This window comes from Amphritea sp. HPY (assembly GCF_050870985.1).
Lineage (GTDB): Bacteria > Pseudomonadota > Gammaproteobacteria > Pseudomonadales > Balneatricaceae > Amphritea.
Genome location: NZ_CP194015.1, coordinates 3,374,657 through 3,389,431 on the forward strand (window position 1 = coordinate 3,374,657; position 14,775 = coordinate 3,389,431).

At 50.3% G+C, this 14,775-nt stretch carries 11 protein-coding genes and 1 tRNA gene; 6 read left to right on the top strand and 6 right to left on the bottom strand.

Annotated elements, in window-relative coordinates:
- Nucleotides 1-2 precede the first annotated feature (2 nt).
- The 3 genes from mreD to ACQUQM_RS15040 all read right to left on the bottom strand — a co-directional run bounded on the left by mreD (nt 3) and on the right by ACQUQM_RS15040 (nt 2,484).
- On the bottom strand, nt 3-488 hold the full coding sequence (gene mreD, locus ACQUQM_RS15030) for a rod shape-determining protein MreD (RefSeq protein ID WP_432470708.1): 486 nt from the start codon (nt 486-488) through the stop codon (nt 3-5).
- Complete coding sequence (gene mreC / locus ACQUQM_RS15035) at nt 481-1,377, bottom strand: rod shape-determining protein MreC (RefSeq protein ID WP_432474832.1); 897 nt, start codon at nt 1,375-1,377, stop codon at nt 481-483. Before mreC ends, mreD begins: the two co-directional genes overlap by 8 nt.
- Nucleotides 1,378-1,440: 63 nt before the next feature.
- On the bottom strand, nt 1,441-2,484 hold the full coding sequence (locus tag ACQUQM_RS15040) for a rod shape-determining protein (protein WP_432470709.1): 1,044 nt from the start codon (nt 2,482-2,484) through the stop codon (nt 1,441-1,443).
- Nucleotides 2,485-2,717: 233 nt separating this feature from the next.
- Between ACQUQM_RS15040 and gatC the strand changes: the two genes are divergently transcribed.
- From gatC to msrA, 4 genes are all read left to right on the top strand, one after another.
- Complete coding sequence (gene gatC, locus ACQUQM_RS15045; protein WP_432470710.1) at nt 2,718-3,005, top strand: Asp-tRNA(Asn)/Glu-tRNA(Gln) amidotransferase subunit GatC; 288 nt, start codon at nt 2,718-2,720, stop codon at nt 3,003-3,005.
- 52 nt (nt 3,006-3,057) lie between these two features.
- Nucleotides 3,058-4,509 carry an Asp-tRNA(Asn)/Glu-tRNA(Gln) amidotransferase subunit GatA gene (gene gatA / locus ACQUQM_RS15050; RefSeq protein ID WP_432470711.1) on the top strand — a complete coding sequence of 484 codons (1,452 nt, stop codon included), beginning with the start codon at nt 3,058-3,060 and terminating at the stop codon, nt 4,507-4,509.
- Between the two features lie 67 nt (nt 4,510-4,576).
- The gene (gene gatB, locus ACQUQM_RS15055) at nt 4,577-6,031 is read left to right on the top strand and encodes an Asp-tRNA(Asn)/Glu-tRNA(Gln) amidotransferase subunit GatB (RefSeq protein ID WP_432470712.1); all 1,455 of its coding nucleotides are present in this window, start codon (nt 4,577-4,579) and stop codon (nt 6,029-6,031) included.
- Nucleotides 6,032-6,165: 134 nt separating this feature from the next.
- Nucleotides 6,166-6,636: a peptide-methionine (S)-S-oxide reductase MsrA gene (msrA, locus tag ACQUQM_RS15060; protein WP_432470713.1), complete on the top strand. Its 471-nt coding sequence runs from the start codon at nt 6,166-6,168 to the stop codon at nt 6,634-6,636.
- A gap of 129 nt (nt 6,637-6,765) precedes the next feature.
- Here the strand turns inward: msrA and ACQUQM_RS15065 are convergent, their stop codons facing one another.
- Nucleotides 6,766-8,796, bottom strand: a complete 2,031-nt coding sequence (locus ACQUQM_RS15065) for an FAD-dependent oxidoreductase (protein WP_432470714.1) — start codon at nt 8,794-8,796, stop codon at nt 6,766-6,768.
- A gap of 12 nt (nt 8,797-8,808) precedes the next feature.
- Complete coding sequence (locus ACQUQM_RS15070; RefSeq protein ID WP_432470715.1) at nt 8,809-9,684, bottom strand: crotonase/enoyl-CoA hydratase family protein; 876 nt, start codon at nt 9,682-9,684, stop codon at nt 8,809-8,811.
- 99 nt (nt 9,685-9,783) lie between these two features.
- On the opposite strand from ACQUQM_RS15070, the gene ACQUQM_RS15075 reads away from it, so the two are divergent.
- Nucleotides 9,784-10,404 (top strand): TetR/AcrR family transcriptional regulator, encoded by a 621-nt coding sequence (locus tag ACQUQM_RS15075; protein ID WP_432470716.1) that lies wholly within the window; start codon nt 9,784-9,786, stop codon nt 10,402-10,404.
- A gap of 860 nt (nt 10,405-11,264) precedes the next feature.
- Here the strand turns inward: ACQUQM_RS15075 and ACQUQM_RS15080 are convergent.
- Nucleotides 11,265-11,341: transfer RNA gene (locus ACQUQM_RS15080), tRNA-Met, on the bottom strand.
- 196 nt (nt 11,342-11,537) lie between these two features.
- Here ACQUQM_RS15080 and ACQUQM_RS15085 point away from each other — a divergent pair.
- Nucleotides 11,538-14,066, top strand: coding sequence for an MASE3 domain-containing protein (locus ACQUQM_RS15085; protein ID WP_432470717.1), 2,529 nt, complete (start codon nt 11,538-11,540; stop codon nt 14,064-14,066).
- Nucleotides 14,067-14,775 lie beyond the last annotated feature (709 nt).

Consider the following 14,775-nt stretch of genomic DNA (forward strand, 5'->3'; position numbering starts at 1 on the left):
CGTCAGGCCACTCGAAAAGTTCGTCGCAAACCGCGCAGGATAACGAATAACCATGGCCACAAGAATGCACTCATCACAGCAGGCAACAGGAATAACAAACTATCCCCCCGTGTTCCCATCAGACTATGCGCCCAGTTAAACAGCATCTGGTTAATCCCGACCAGCACCATAACCATTAAAGCCTGTTGCACCAGAGGGAACATGCGTAATCGCTTATGCAATAACAAGGTCAGGTAACAGATAATCAGCAGCGAAATAACATTCAACCCCAACGGGCTGCCCTGAATCAGGTCCAGCCCCAACCCGACAACGGCCGCAGTACCTAAACCGACTCTCTCCGGCAAAGCCATCGCCCAGTAGATCATAATCATTATCACCCATTCCGGACGAAACCATTCTGCCATTTGCGGCAGGGGCATCTGACTCAGCATCAAGCCAACCAGGAAGGTCGCCAGAATAATAGTGCCGCCACCGGTCTTATTAGCCATCAGTAGCCTCTGGGATTTGCGGTGTGACTTTCTTTGTTTCAGCCTGTTCTTGTTCAGCCGGCAGACTTACCGCTTCAGGCAGATCGACCAGCAGAATATGACGGCTTTTATTCAGGCGGGCAGTAGGCCTGACCTTAACCACTGCAAAGGGCTGTCCCGGATCTCGCTTAACACTGATCACAGTAGCCACCGGATAACCCCGCGGAAAACGCCCGCCAAGACCCGAGGTAACCAACAGATCTCCCTCTTTAATATCGGCAGTATCCGGCACATGTCCCAGTTCCAGCTGGTTCACTGAGCCATTACCCAGGGCGATCGAGCGAAAACCATTGCGGTTTACTTCAACCGGAATCGCATGTCGGGAGTCGGTAATTAGCATCGCCCGGCTGGTATAGAGCGAAAGCTCGACCACCTGCCCCATAATCCCGCCGGAATCTAACACCGCCTGCCCGATATAGGCGCTGTCTTCGGAGCCACGATTGAGAATAATCTGATGCTGAAACGGATCCGGATTAACCCCGATCAATTCCGTCAGCATAACGTCCTCAGCCAGCTTCTGGCGCCCTGCCATTAACTCCCGCAGCCGAACATTTTCGGCTGTCAGAGAGGCAAACTGCAACACCCGCTGCTTCAGCAGCAAGGCTTCCTGGCGCAGGCGCCGGTTATCGTCCACCAGCTGACTACGGGTAACCAATACATCACTGAGCTCGTCTGCGACCTGTGCCGGGGTATCCACCACCCATTGCAACGGCGTAATCAGCAGTGTCAGATAGGCGCGGGTCTGATTCATCTTGGCCCATTTAAGGTCCAGTATAATCAACACAACAGCGAGCAGAATAAGAACGACAAAGCGGGTCTTTAAAGACCCGCCATGGAAGATACTAGCGATGGGAAACCTCCCTCATAACACACCCCACCGTGGGAATGAATAATGGAATTTCAGCCATCCGAACTATTCAAATGTCAGCAACTCAAAAGCATGTTTATCCAGCAATTCAAGAGCCCGACCGCCGCCACGGGCGACACAGGTCAGCGGATCTTCTGCCACAATAACCGGCAATCCGGTCTCTTCACTCAGCAGCTTATCCAGGTTACGTAGCAACGCACCACCACCTGTCAGCACAATACCACGTTCAGCAATATCAGACGCCAGCTCCGGTGGACACTGCTCCAGCGCGCTTTTCACCGACTGCACAATCGCCGACAACGGCTCCTGCAGGGCTTCCATTATTTCATTACTGTTCAGGGTAAAGCTGCGCGGAATGCCTTCGGCCAGGTTTCGACCCCGCACATCAATTTCACGGGTTTCAGCTGAAGGATAAGCAGAACCTATCTCCTGTTTGATTCGCTCAGCTGTCGCATCTCCGATCAGGCTGCCGTAGTTACGACGGATATAAGTAACGATACCTTCATCAAACCGGTCACCACCAACGCGAACCGACTCGGCATAGACAATACCGTTAAGGGAGATGATCGCAATCTCGGTGGTACCGCCACCGATATCCACCACCATCGAACCGTTCGCTTCTTCTACCGGCAGACCGGCGCCAATTGCTGCCGCCATCGGCTCTTCAATCAGATAGACTTCACGGGCACCAGCCCCCATCGCCGACTCTTTAATAGCACGACGTTCAACCTGGGTAGACTGGCAAGGTACACATACCAGTACGCGCGGGCTTGGCGTCAGAAAACTATTGTCGTGAACTTTGCTGATAAAATGCTGCAGCATTTTCTCAGTCACATGAAAATCAGCAATAACACCATCTTTCATCGGGCGGATCGCTGTAATATTGCCCGGGGTCCGGCCCAGCATACGCTTAGCATCAGTACCGACTGCGGCGACAGTTTTTTGCGCTCCGTTGGCGCTTTGGCGAATAGCGACGACAGATGGTTCATTCAACACGATATCTTTATCGCGAACATAAATCAGGGTATTTGCGGTGCCCAGATCGATGGATAGATCACTGGAAAAAATTCCGCGAATTTTTTTAAACATTGATGGTCCGCCTTAGGAATGTGCAGTGCACAAGTCGATATATCTCAAAAACACCCCACTGTAGCAATGGCGGGGATTTTGGGCAAGCCGCAAATGTGTTAACGTAGCGCTTTATTCAGGCTACCGGCGAATAAATTGTCTCAATCCTCTGCAGGTTACTAAAAGAGCATAAATGCAGAGGACCGATTCACCGGTTTCCAATAACAACATCGCCAAGCTGTGAGAACTCAATAATGGCTCTAGACCGTTCCGATGTGGAAAAAATTGCCCACCTGGCCCGCCTGCAAATAGCAGAGCAGGATACCCAGGAATACGCCAAAAACCTGTCCAGCATCCTGGACCTGGTGGATCAGATGCAAGCCGTAGATACGACTGATGTCGCACCGATGGCTCATCCTCTGGACGCTGTCCAACGCTTACGTATCGACGAAGTGACCGAAGACAACCAGCGCGACCACCTGCAAACAGTTGCTCCTGCTGTCGAGGCAGGCCTGTTCCAGGTACCGAAAGTCATTGAATAAGGTTATCGAAGTAACCAACATAATTACCCGCTTTTAAGGATTAATACCTGTTATGTTTGAGAAAACTCTCGCCGAACTGGCTCAGGGGTTAGCATCCGGTGAATTCAGCAGCGTTGAGCTGACCCGCGCTTACCTCGATCGCATTCAGGCTGAAGACAAAACGCTGAACAGCTACATCTCGGTCACCGAAGAACAGGCTCTGGCGCAAGCTGAAGCCGCCGATCAGCAGCGTGCCAGCGGTAATGCCGGTGCATTTACCGGCCTGCCAATTGCCCATAAAGATATCTTTTGCACCCAGGGCGTTCGCACCAGCTGTGGTTCAAAAATGCTGGACAACTTCATCTCTCCTTACGATGCAACAGTGGTTGATAACTTCAACCGGGCCGGCGCAGTTATGCTGGGTAAGACCAACATGGATGAATTTGCGATGGGCTCTTCCAATGAATCCAGTTTCTACGGCCCATCCCGCAACCCATGGGATACCGACTGCGTTCCTGGCGGTTCTTCCGGTGGTTCTGCTGCTGCGGTTGCCGGTCGCCTGGCACCAGCCGCCACAGGTACAGATACCGGTGGTTCGATCCGTCAGCCTGCAGCCCTGTGTGGCATTACCGGTCTGAAGCCAACCTATGGAAGAGTATCTCGCTACGGCATGATCGCCTTTGCATCCTCACTGGATCAGGGCGGTCCGATGACGCGTACCGCCGAAGATGCTGCGATGATGCTGAACGTGATGGCCGGTTTCGATACTAAAGATTCCACCAGCCTGGAACGGGAAGTACCTGACTATACCCTGCAGTTAAACCAGTCGCTGGCCGGTCTGAAGATTGGACTGCCAAAAGAGTTTTTCGCTGACGATATCGATCCATTGATTGCAGAGCAAGTGCAGAACGCAATCAAAGAGTACGAAGCACTGGGCGCCACTGTTAAAGAGATCAGCCTGCCTAATACCCATCTGGCAATTCCTGCGTACTACATTATCGCACCAGCTGAAGCATCGTCTAACCTGTCCCGTTTCGACGGAGTACGTTACGGCTACCGCTGCACAGATCCGGTGGATCTGGAAGATATGTATAAGCGCAGCCGGGGTGAAGGTTTTGGCGAAGAGGTTAAGCGCCGCATTATGGTTGGTACTTACGCGCTGTCGGAAGGATTCTACGATGCCTATTATAAGAAAGCCCTGCAGATCCGCCGTCTGATTCAGCAGGACTACGTTAACGCGCTGGCTGAAGTTGACATTATTATGGGCCCTACAACGCCGCACCCAGCCTTTAAACTGGGTGAAAAAACGTCCGACCCGGTGGCGATGTACATGGAAGATATCTTTACTATCTCCCTTAACCTGGCCGGTATGCCGGGTATGTCCGTACCTTGCGGTTTCGCCAACGGATTGCCCGTCGGCCTGCAACTGATCGGCAATTATTTTGCCGAGGAACGCCTGCTCAATGCGGCACACCAGTTCCAGCAAGCCACCGAATGGCACCGCCAGACTCCTGCTGCTAAGTAATCTGTTAATGCAGCTAAAGAATTTAACGCGGCTGTTAATAACAGCCGCAAGTTAAGAGGTTTACAAAATGGAATGGGAAGCAGTCATCGGGCTTGAGATTCATGCCCAACTGGCGACTAAGTCCAAAATCTTTTCCGGCGCCAGCACCGCTTTTGGTGCCGAGCCTAATACACAGGCCTGCGCTGTTGACCTGGCCCTGCCAGGTACGCTGCCAGTATTCAACGCTGAAGCGTTGCGCATGGCGGTAATGTTTGGCGTAGCCATCGATGCAGAGATCGGTCACAGATCGGTTTTTGACCGTAAAAACTATTTCTATCCTGATCTGCCTAAAGGCTATCAGACCAGCCAGCTGTTCCACCCGATCGTGGGCATCGGCCACGTCGATCTGGAACTGGAAGACGGTACCACCAAGCGGGTCGGCGTTACCCGGGCTCACCTTGAGGAAGACGCAGGTAAATCCCTGCACGATGAATTCCCGGGCATGACCGGTATCGACCTCAACCGAGCCGGCACACCTTTGCTGGAAATCGTATCCGAGCCGGATATGCGCAGCGCTGAAGAAGCGGTCGCCTATGTTAAGAAGATCCATTCGATCGTCACTAACCTTGGCATCTGCGATGGTAATATGGCCGAAGGCTCATTCCGTTGCGACTGCAACGTATCCGTTCGTTACAAGGGTGAGGAAAAGCTTGGCAACCGCACCGAGACCAAGAACATCAACTCCTTCCGCTTTATCGAGAAAGCGATCAAAGGCGAGATCGTTCGCCAGATCGACCTGCTGGAAGACGGCGGCCACATCACCCAGGAAACCCGCCTGTATGATGCCAACAAAGATGAAACCCGCTCCATGCGAAGCAAAGAGGAAGCCAACGACTACCGTTACTTCCCTTGCCCGGACCTGCTGCCGATCATCATCGATGATGAATACGTAGCACAGCTGCGGCAGACCCTGCCGGAACTGCCGGATGCACGCAAAGCCCGCTTTATCGAAGAGTTTAAGCTAAGCGATTACGATGCCATGGTGCTATCCGCCTATCGCGATCTGGCGGGTTACTTTGAAATCGCAGCCAATACTGCGGGCGATGCTAAACTGGCAGCCAACTGGGTTATGGGTGAGCTGTCCAAGCACCTAAACCAGAACGATACAGCGATTACGGATTCTCCCGTTTCAGCGGAACAGTTAGGCAGCCTGCTGCAGCGCATCAAGGACAACACGATTACCGGCAAGCTTGCCAAGCAGGTATTTGAAGCGATGTGGGCCGGTGAAGGCAGTGCTGACCAGATAATTGAAGCCAAGGGTCTGAAACAGGTTACCGACAGTGGCGCTATTGAAGCGATGGTTGATGAAGTGATTGCCGCCAATCAGCCCCAGGTTGATCAGTACGTGAATGCCGAACCCGAGAAACGCGGCAAGATGATCGGCTTCTTTATGGGTAAAGTGATGCAAGCCTCCCAGGGTAAAGCCAATCCGGGGCAAGTACAGGGTCTGTTAAAGCAGAAACTGGATCAACTGGCGGGCTAAGCCTGTTACAGATCAAAAAAAACCGGCCTAGGCCGGTTTTTTTTCGTTATGACACTTTTTTCATGAGATAGTGCAGACATCAATTATAAAACGACTAATCTGTAATGATCAGTTTCTGAAACAAGGAGTCGCCAATGCCTACCGCTACATTTGCTGCCGGGTGCTTCTGGGGTATTGAAGCACGTTTTGCAAAACAGGATGGAGTCACCAGTACCGCCGTCGGGTATATGGGCGGCCATACTCCGGAGCCAAGCTATCAGGAGGTCTGCAGTAAAACCTCAGGCCACGCCGAAGTAGTACAGCTTGAATACGATGATCAGATTATCGACTATGATGCACTGCTGGATCTGTTCTGGCAGATGCACGACCCTACGACACTTAACAGACAAGGGCCGGATATCGGTGACCAATACCGCTCGGTAATTTTTTATCACGATGATAACCAGCGCATCATGGCCGAGCAAAGCATGGTAGTGCTGGATAAAAGCGGTATTTTTGGTGACCCTATCGTGACCATGATCACCCCGGCAACCAAGTTCTGGCGGGCCGAAGAGTACCATCAGCAATACCACGCCAAAAACGGCCCTGGCGGCTGCGCCATCTGACTCCTCCCGCCAACAATAAGCCAGCGACATCAGAAAGTTGCCAAAGCCTCTCGCCTTAAAGCAGCCGCACAAAAAAGCCGTAACAGGATACCTGTTACGGCTTTTTTCAAGCTACCCAGTACTGTAGGATCAGATCTCTGCAGCGAGCCGGGTGCCCTGATTAATAGCGCGTTTCGCATCCAGCTCACTAGCTACATCTGCACCACCAATAAGATGCACCGGCTTACCCCGTACCCCATCCGCCAGTTCCCGCAGAGGGTCCTGTCCGGCACAGATAATAATATTATCCACAGCCAGCAAACGCTCCTCCCCAGCGATGGAAAGATGCAGCCCCTGATCGTCGATCTTGTGATACTCACAAGCCGGAATCATCTCTACCTGCTTATTCTGCAGCCCTAAGCGATGCGCCCAGCCGGTGGTTTTGCCCAGTTTAGCGCCAACCTTAGATTTTTTACGCTGCAGCAGGAATACTTCACGCGGCGACGGCTGATGAACCTGCTCAACACCTTCTACACCGCCCCGGGATTGTAGCGTCATATCGATACCCCATTCAGCCATGAAAGCCGGAATATCCAGACTGGTTGCCACGCCGCTATGGGTCAGGTATTCACTGATATCAAAGCCAATACCACCAGCACCAATCACCGCCACCTTATGACCTACTTCTGCACCGGACATCACATCCAGATAGCTGAGCACCTTAGCGTTCTCTACACCTTCGATGTCCGGCATCCGGGGCGCAATTCCGGTAGCAATAACAACCTCATCAAAATCACTGTCGTTGAGATCGGCAGCGCTAACCCGCTGATTCAGTTCTAACTTAACGCCGGTCAGCTCTATCTGCTTACCGAAATAGCGCAGTGTTTCATAGAACTCCTCTTTGCCCGGAATCCGCTTAGCGATATTAAACTGCCCACCAATCTCGCTAGCCGAATCAAACAAAGTGACATCATGACCACGCGCAGCAGCAGTAGTAGCAAACGATAGCCCTGCAGGCCCCGCACCAACGACTGCCAGCTTCTTTCGAGCGTCAGTAGCAATGATATTCAACTCAGTTTCATGACAGGCCCGTGGGTTGACCAGACAACTGGTCAGCTTGCCAACAAAAATATGATCGAGGCAGGCCTGATTGCAACCGATACAGGTATTGATCTCATCGACCCTATTTTCTTCAGCTTTTTTAACAAACTCGGCATCGGCCAGAAAAGGCCGCGCCATTGATACCATATCAGCGTCGCCCCGCGCCAGAACCTGCTCCGCGACATCCGGCATATTAATACGGTTGGAGGTAATCACAGGAATAGACAGCGCTTTACGCACTTTAGCGGTGACCCAGGTGAATGCTGCTCTCGGCACCTTGGTCGCAATCGTCGGAATCCGCGCTTCATGCCAGCCGATTCCGGTATTAATCAGGGTTGCACCGGCTTTTTCAATCGCCTGGCCCAGCTGCACTATTTCATCATAGCTACTGCCACCTTCAACCAGATCCAGCATCGACAAACGGTAAATGATTATAAAATTCTCACCAACCCGCTGTCGTACACGCTTAACAACTTCGATTGCGAAACGGATACGGTTATCGTAATCACCGCCCCAGCTATCGCTACGGTGATTGGTACGTTTAGCAATAAACTGATTAATAAAATAACCTTCTGAGCCCATGACCTCGACACCGTCATAACCGGCCTCTTTAGCCATTCCCGCACAGCTGACAAAGTCTTCAATCTGCTGTTCGATCTCGTCTTCGGTTACTTCATGGGGCGGGAACGGATTGATCGGCGCTTTAATTGCAGAAGGTGCAATCAGCTTATCGTTAACCGCATAGCGACCGGTATGCAGAATCTGCATGCAGATCTTGCCATCCTCACGGTGTACCGCATCGGTCACAATACGATGATTAGCGATATCTTCCGCGGTTTTCATCTGCGCCGCATGGGCATGTACCGCGCCTTCCTTATTAGGTCCGATGCCGCCGGTCACAATCATTGCGACACCACCTTTAACCCGCTCAGTATAGAATGCTGCCATACGCTCAAAACCATTCGGCGCCTCCTCCAGCCCCAGATGCATAGAGCCCATCAGCACCCGGTTCTTCAGGGTAGTAAATCCCAGATCCAGTGGTGCCAACAGGTGCGGATATTGATTATTCTCTGTGGTCATGACGGTACTCACTCAATTCGGTTTGTTATTGTTGTCGTCTTTAACTGCTTCCTGCATGGCAGGAACGATCGCCCGCAGTGGCTCAAACTGTGGCGACTGCCCTGACATTTTGGCAGCAAAAGTCTGCATCATATCGTTTGGCTGAAACATACCCGCTTGCCAGGTTGCCATATAGTTCAGGCTATCACTAACACTGTGGTCACGGGCATAATTCAGCATCTGCTTACTGCCAGCTACAGCCAGGGGAGATTGCCGGGCTATCTGTTCTGCCACTTCCAGCACACCGGCCAGCAAGGTCTCGGCACAAGGATAAACCCGGTTTACAAATCCAGCCTGCAACGCCTCGGTCGCAGGCATTTTTCTTGCGGTATAAGCCAGCTCACGCGCCAGGCCGGCGGGTATCAGACCCGGCAAACGCTGCAATGTCCCCAGATCAGCAGTCATCCCCAGCTCGGTTTCTTTCACCGTAAAATATGCGTCTTCTGTGCAGTAACGACTATCACTGGCACAGACCAGATCCAGCGCACCACCAATACAACCACCCTGCACTGCCACCAGCACAGGTATGCGAATATGCTCCAGTGCAGTAAAGCAATCCTGTAACTGCAATACCAGTCGCCGCATAGCCTCTCCACGACGCCCCGCCTCGCCCTGAAACATTTGCGGGTCGGGTTGGGTGAATACTTCGAGATCCATCCCGGCACTGAAATGCTTACCGGTCGATGAAATAACCAATACCCGGGCTTCAGCACTGGCATCAAGCGCCGCTATCGCGTCCGGAAATTCACGCCAGAACGCTCTGGTCATAGAATTACAAGCTTGCGGGCGGTTTAGCTGCAACTGTGCAACAGCGTTATTAACCGTCAGGGAAAAGGTTGAATATTCCATTAACAATAGACCTCAGATCAGTACTGAAAAACCAAACTAGACAGCGTCAAGATAGAGTTATATTTTGACACTGTCAAGATCTATTGATACCTTGCCCGCATGACTAAGACAAAAGCCCCCGCAAACAATCAATACCACCACGGTGATCTGTACCAAAGCCTGCTGACTGCGGCTGTCGATATGATCAGCGAAGGAGGCGTAGCCACCTTGTCGATGCGTAAACTGGCGGATAAAGTTGGCGTTTCCCGTACCGCTCCCTATCACCACTTTAAAGATAAAAACGAACTGCTCTGCGCAATAGCCGAACAAGGCTTTACCCACCAGGAAACGACCGCCGGGCGTCTGCGTCAACAAGTAGCCGGCCAAAGCTTGCGACAGCAGTTTGAGGTTTACGTCAGCAGCTATATCAGTTTTGCCCACGAAAACAGCGAACAGTATGACCTGATGTTCGGTCGCGAAATCTGGAAGAACGGATCGCCAACAGCAAACCTGAAAACGGTCTCCCGGCAGAGCTTTCAACGTTGGCTTGAATGGATTGAACTATTACAACAGCAAGGAATTATGCCTGACCAGGACTCAGCCCTCAGAGTCGCACAGGTCAGCTGGGCGACCTTGCACGGCCTATGTCGCCTGCTAAATGATGGCATCTACACCGACACCAGCAACCTCAGCGAGATGACGCAGAGCGCTGTAAATATGCTATTGAAGAGCGATCAATAGCCACTGCTCGTTGCTCGTTGCTCGTTGCTCGTTGCTCGTTGCTCGTTGCAACGTTGTGGACAGGATTTTCCAGCCCGCACATTCTTCCATGCAACAAAAAACGCACCGAAGTGCATTTTATTTACCTATTTTTCTTACAACGCTCCTCTACTCCAAACCACCGAGGAAGTGATTAAGAAGGCTATTCTGTTTTTTCGAGCTACGAGCAAGTCACGAAGTGACGCTCGAGCCACGAGCAACTGCTATAAATTTCAGACAAAAAAAAGACCAACCTTTCGATTAATCTGATTTTAGACGTTGGTAGCGGGGGCCATGCTTAAACTGCCGAGCTTCCCGGCTTTATCGAGAGTCGAGCCCGACGTATTTTTTGCTTTATCCCACGCAAAAAAAGCCAACCTTTCGGTTAGCTTCATCTTTTACGTTGGTAGCGGGGGCCAGATTGATTCAAAACAGCCTGTAGACTGTTTCGCCCCTGCGGGCATCGCCGCATGCGGCTCGATGGTGATTGCTACGCAATCGCTGAACTGACCAGTTCTCATCGCCCCCCTTTTCAACGCAAAAAAAAAAGGCAACCTTTCGGTTAGCCTTCTCTTTTCGTTGTGGTAGCGGGGGCCAGATTTGAACTGACGACCTTTCCGAGCCCTTATGAAGAGTCGAGCCCGACGCTTTCTGCCTTATTTCAGGCACAAAAAAAGGCATGTCATACGACACACCTTTAATTATACGTTGGTAGCGGGGGGGGCAGGTTTGAACTGGCGACCTTCCTGAGTCTTTATGAAGAGCCGAGCCAGACGCTCTTCTTGCATCTTATTTCGGGCAAAAAAAAAGCCAACCTTTCGGTTAGCCTTCTCTTTTCGTTGTGGTAGCGGGGGCCAGATTTGAACTGACGACCTTCGGGTTATGAGCCCGACGAGCTACCAGGCTGCTCCACCCCGCATCAACGTGGGGCGAATAGTACAGACGACCTCATACCTTGGCAAGGAATTTCGAATAAATATCGAAATTACCTGCCACTCTCAGGATACCAATCAGTTAGCAACTCACTTTGCGCACCTGACTACTCGCAGGAATATAATTTTCATATCCCGCTACGTATACTTACACCCCAAATTTGTAACGTTTGTCGGAGTTTTATGAGCCGGTTACACAGGCAAGTCACCTATACTATTCTGTTCTGCATTCCTCTTCTTGCAGTATGGCTTATACCAGCCAGCCACCCTTTCGAAGGCCTATCGAAATACCTCCCCCTGCACACAGCACTGGAAGGGTTCTCGATCACTGTTTGCGCGCTGATTTTTGCTATTTTCTGGAACTCGTACTCTAACAAACGCCCCGGCAATGTGCTCATTCTGTCTTGCGCCCTGCTCAGTGTCGGGTTTATCGACTTTGCTCACCTGCTTTCTTACCCCGGTATGCCTGACTTTGTCACACCATCCAGCCCCGAAAAAGCGATCAATTTCTGGTTATTCGGACGCCTTATAAGCGCTCTCGCCATATTACTTGTTGCAGTCAAATCATGGCAGCCTCTGCAACAGGACTCGAATAGATATCTGCTATTAATAGCGGCATTGATTACAACGCTGATTATCTACTGGATTTGTCTGTACCAGGCGGACCGACTCCCACGTAGCTTCGTGACGGGAAGCGGATTAACCCCTTTTAAAATCTATAGCGAGTATCTGATCATGGCGATATTCGGGCTTTCTGCCCTGATATTTTTCCATCAAACCCATATAAAAGGCATGAAAAACACCGCCTATTTCTTCATCGCTGCAGTGTTAGCCGTGATCAGCGAGCTCTGTTTTACATTCTATTCTTCAGTGAGTGATATCTATAATCTATTAGGCCATATCTACAAAGCAGGCTGTTTTATTGCACTCTATCAGGCGGTATTCGTTCTCAGCGTCAAAGACCCCTTTAACCGGGTCAAACAGGCCGAAACTATAGCCAATAGCAGATTACTCGACCTGCAAGAAAGCCGCCGTCAACTTGAAACAGCAGGACGGGAATGGAATGCGGCTTTCGACGCCGTAAAAAATCCAATTTTCATCGTCGACAATCAGTTCAGAGTAATACGGGCTAATGAGTCGTATATCCAGCACGCCAATAAAAAGCTCAGCGATATCATCGACACCCCCTACTGGCAGATCTTCCCAAAATTAGCTGGCCCCTCTATAGCAGCAAGCAGCCTGATAGAACAACAGGATAGCCTTGAACAAAAAGAGATTATCGAGCTTGATAACCAACAGTGCTTTGATCTAAGAACATACAAAGTAGCCGATGACAACGGCGCATTTAAATTTGCTATCCATGTAATGGATGACATTACCGAATCCAGACGGTTTGCAGAAGAGATATCCTATCAGGCCAGCCACGATATGCTGACCGGGCTGATTAACCGCCGGGAATTTGAGCGGCACTTACAAGAAGTTGTCAGATCTTCCCATAGCAGCGACACAACGCATGTGCTGTGCTACCTCGATCTGGATCAGTTCAAGGTTGTTAATGATAGCAGTGGTCACGTAGCCGGCGATGAGCTACTGCGCCAACTGGCTTTTCTACTAAAAAAACAGTTACGTCAGCATGATACCCTGGCTCGTATTGGCGGCGATGAGTTTGCCATACTGCTTGAGCACTGCAGCCTGGAAAAAGCAGAAGCCATTGCCAACGAAATTCGCGAACTGATTGCAGAATTCCGCTTCCATTGGCAAAAACAGATTTTCACTATTGGTGCCAGCCTGGGACTGACCGAGATCACGTCCAGAACGCAGAATTCAACAGAGGCACTGAAACAAGCAGACATGGCCTGCTATGCAGCAAAAGATGCCGGACGTAACAGAGTCCACCTTTTCAAGGCCGACGATGAGCAACTGGCGCTTAAGCAGGGTGAAATATTCTGGGCCAATGAAATAAAAAGCGCCCTCTGTGACAATCGCCTTGAGTTATTTGCCCAAACCATCAAACCATTAAAAAGTAGCCCATACGATTGCGGCTATGAAATTTTATTACGCCTGAGATCGAAAGATGGGGAACTGATCGCTCCCGGCCGCTTCTTACCGGCAGCAGAGCGCTATAACCTGTCTTTCAGAATCGACCGCTGGGTTGTTGATAACGCGTTTCTCTGGATCCACAAAAACCTGCAAAAGATCGGGCACATCGAGTTTTTTTCCATCAACCTTTCCGGCCAGTCAATCGGTGACGAAGCATTACTTAATCACATCATCAACCTGACAAATGAATTCAAACTACCCACGTCCCGAATCAAATTTGAAATCACTGAAACGGCAGCAATTGCGAACCTCAATGCCGCATATCGCTTTATTCAAACACTCAAAAAGCATGGCTACAGTTTCGCCCTCGATGATTTTGGCAGCGGTTTGTCATCTTTCGCCTACCTGAAAAACTTACCGGTGGACTATCTGAAAATAGACGGCATGTTTGTCAAAGATATCGCCGACGATCTGATCGATGAAGCGATGACCCGCTCCATCAACGATATAGGCCAGGTCATGGGGATGAAAACCATCGCCGAGTTCGTTGAAAGTCAGGTTATTGAGGAACGCCTGATAGCGATCGGGGTCGATTACGCTCAAGGTTATCATGTCAGTAAACCAGCACCTATAGACAGCCTTATTAACCCTGTACCAGAGCAAATCGAATAGATAACAAGCCGGGTAGATAGCGTCCAACCAGTTTCAGCAGCCATAAGGTAGAAAAATAATAATTCATGATTCTTCTACCCTCCACAGAAAGATACTCTTCATATTCAGATCACACAAAAACCTCTAGCCCCTTAGTTTTCATAAACATAGGGGTTTATACCTATAAAGACAAGCAGGTAATATTTTAATTAACCCGTATTTATACAGAGCATTTAACTTCTGTTTTAAATATTGACACTTATATAACCTGTTGACTTACCCACTATCCATCGCTAATGTTTAACGCCAGCTCACCCCAAAAGGGTACGACTGAACTTTATAGAATGACTACCGGCTTACCCGCCGGAACAATAAAAACAATATGTAGACCTGGCTGTGATCCAGCTAAGGTGAAAGGTAAAAATATGACATGCCGTCAATCCATCCGGCGCACACCGCTGTGCCAATCAGTTGTACCCGATAGTCAATTATTGATAGCCCGATACAGAACATTTGTACCGACAAGCACCTGACTCTTCGTTTTTCTGCTCCCTATTATCTGATTATCCGGTACCGGAAACTCCTGTTGGTTTTCAGAACCGAGCGCTATCTGTATCAAAAATCAGCCGTTCAAACAGATGATCAGGAAACAGAAGAAACACACTCTCAAATTGATGAAAACTCGCTACAGCTGAGTATTCAGAAAAGTTAAGCAATTCTGATTTAGGAA

Coding starts and splice junctions, on each gene's coding strand:
- mreD (WP_432470708.1), bottom strand. CDS start 488: ATGGCTAATAAGACCGGTGGCGGCACTATTATTCTGGCGACCTTCCTG.
- ACQUQM_RS15040 (WP_432470709.1), bottom strand. CDS start 2,484: ATGTTTAAAAAAATTCGCGGAATTTTTTCCAGTGATCTATCCATCGAT.
- gatC (WP_432470710.1), top strand. CDS start 2,718: ATGGCTCTAGACCGTTCCGATGTGGAAAAAATTGCCCACCTGGCCCGC.
- gatA (WP_432470711.1), top strand. CDS start 3,058: ATGTTTGAGAAAACTCTCGCCGAACTGGCTCAGGGGTTAGCATCCGGT.
- gatB (WP_432470712.1), top strand. CDS start 4,577: ATGGAATGGGAAGCAGTCATCGGGCTTGAGATTCATGCCCAACTGGCG.
- msrA (WP_432470713.1), top strand. CDS start 6,166: ATGCCTACCGCTACATTTGCTGCCGGGTGCTTCTGGGGTATTGAAGCA.
- ACQUQM_RS15065 (WP_432470714.1), bottom strand. CDS start 8,796: ATGACCACAGAGAATAATCAATATCCGCACCTGTTGGCACCACTGGAT.
- ACQUQM_RS15070 (WP_432470715.1), bottom strand. CDS start 9,684: ATGGAATATTCAACCTTTTCCCTGACGGTTAATAACGCTGTTGCACAG.
- ACQUQM_RS15075 (WP_432470716.1), top strand. CDS start 9,784: ATGACTAAGACAAAAGCCCCCGCAAACAATCAATACCACCACGGTGAT.
- ACQUQM_RS15085 (WP_432470717.1), top strand. CDS start 11,538: ATGAGCCGGTTACACAGGCAAGTCACCTATACTATTCTGTTCTGCATT.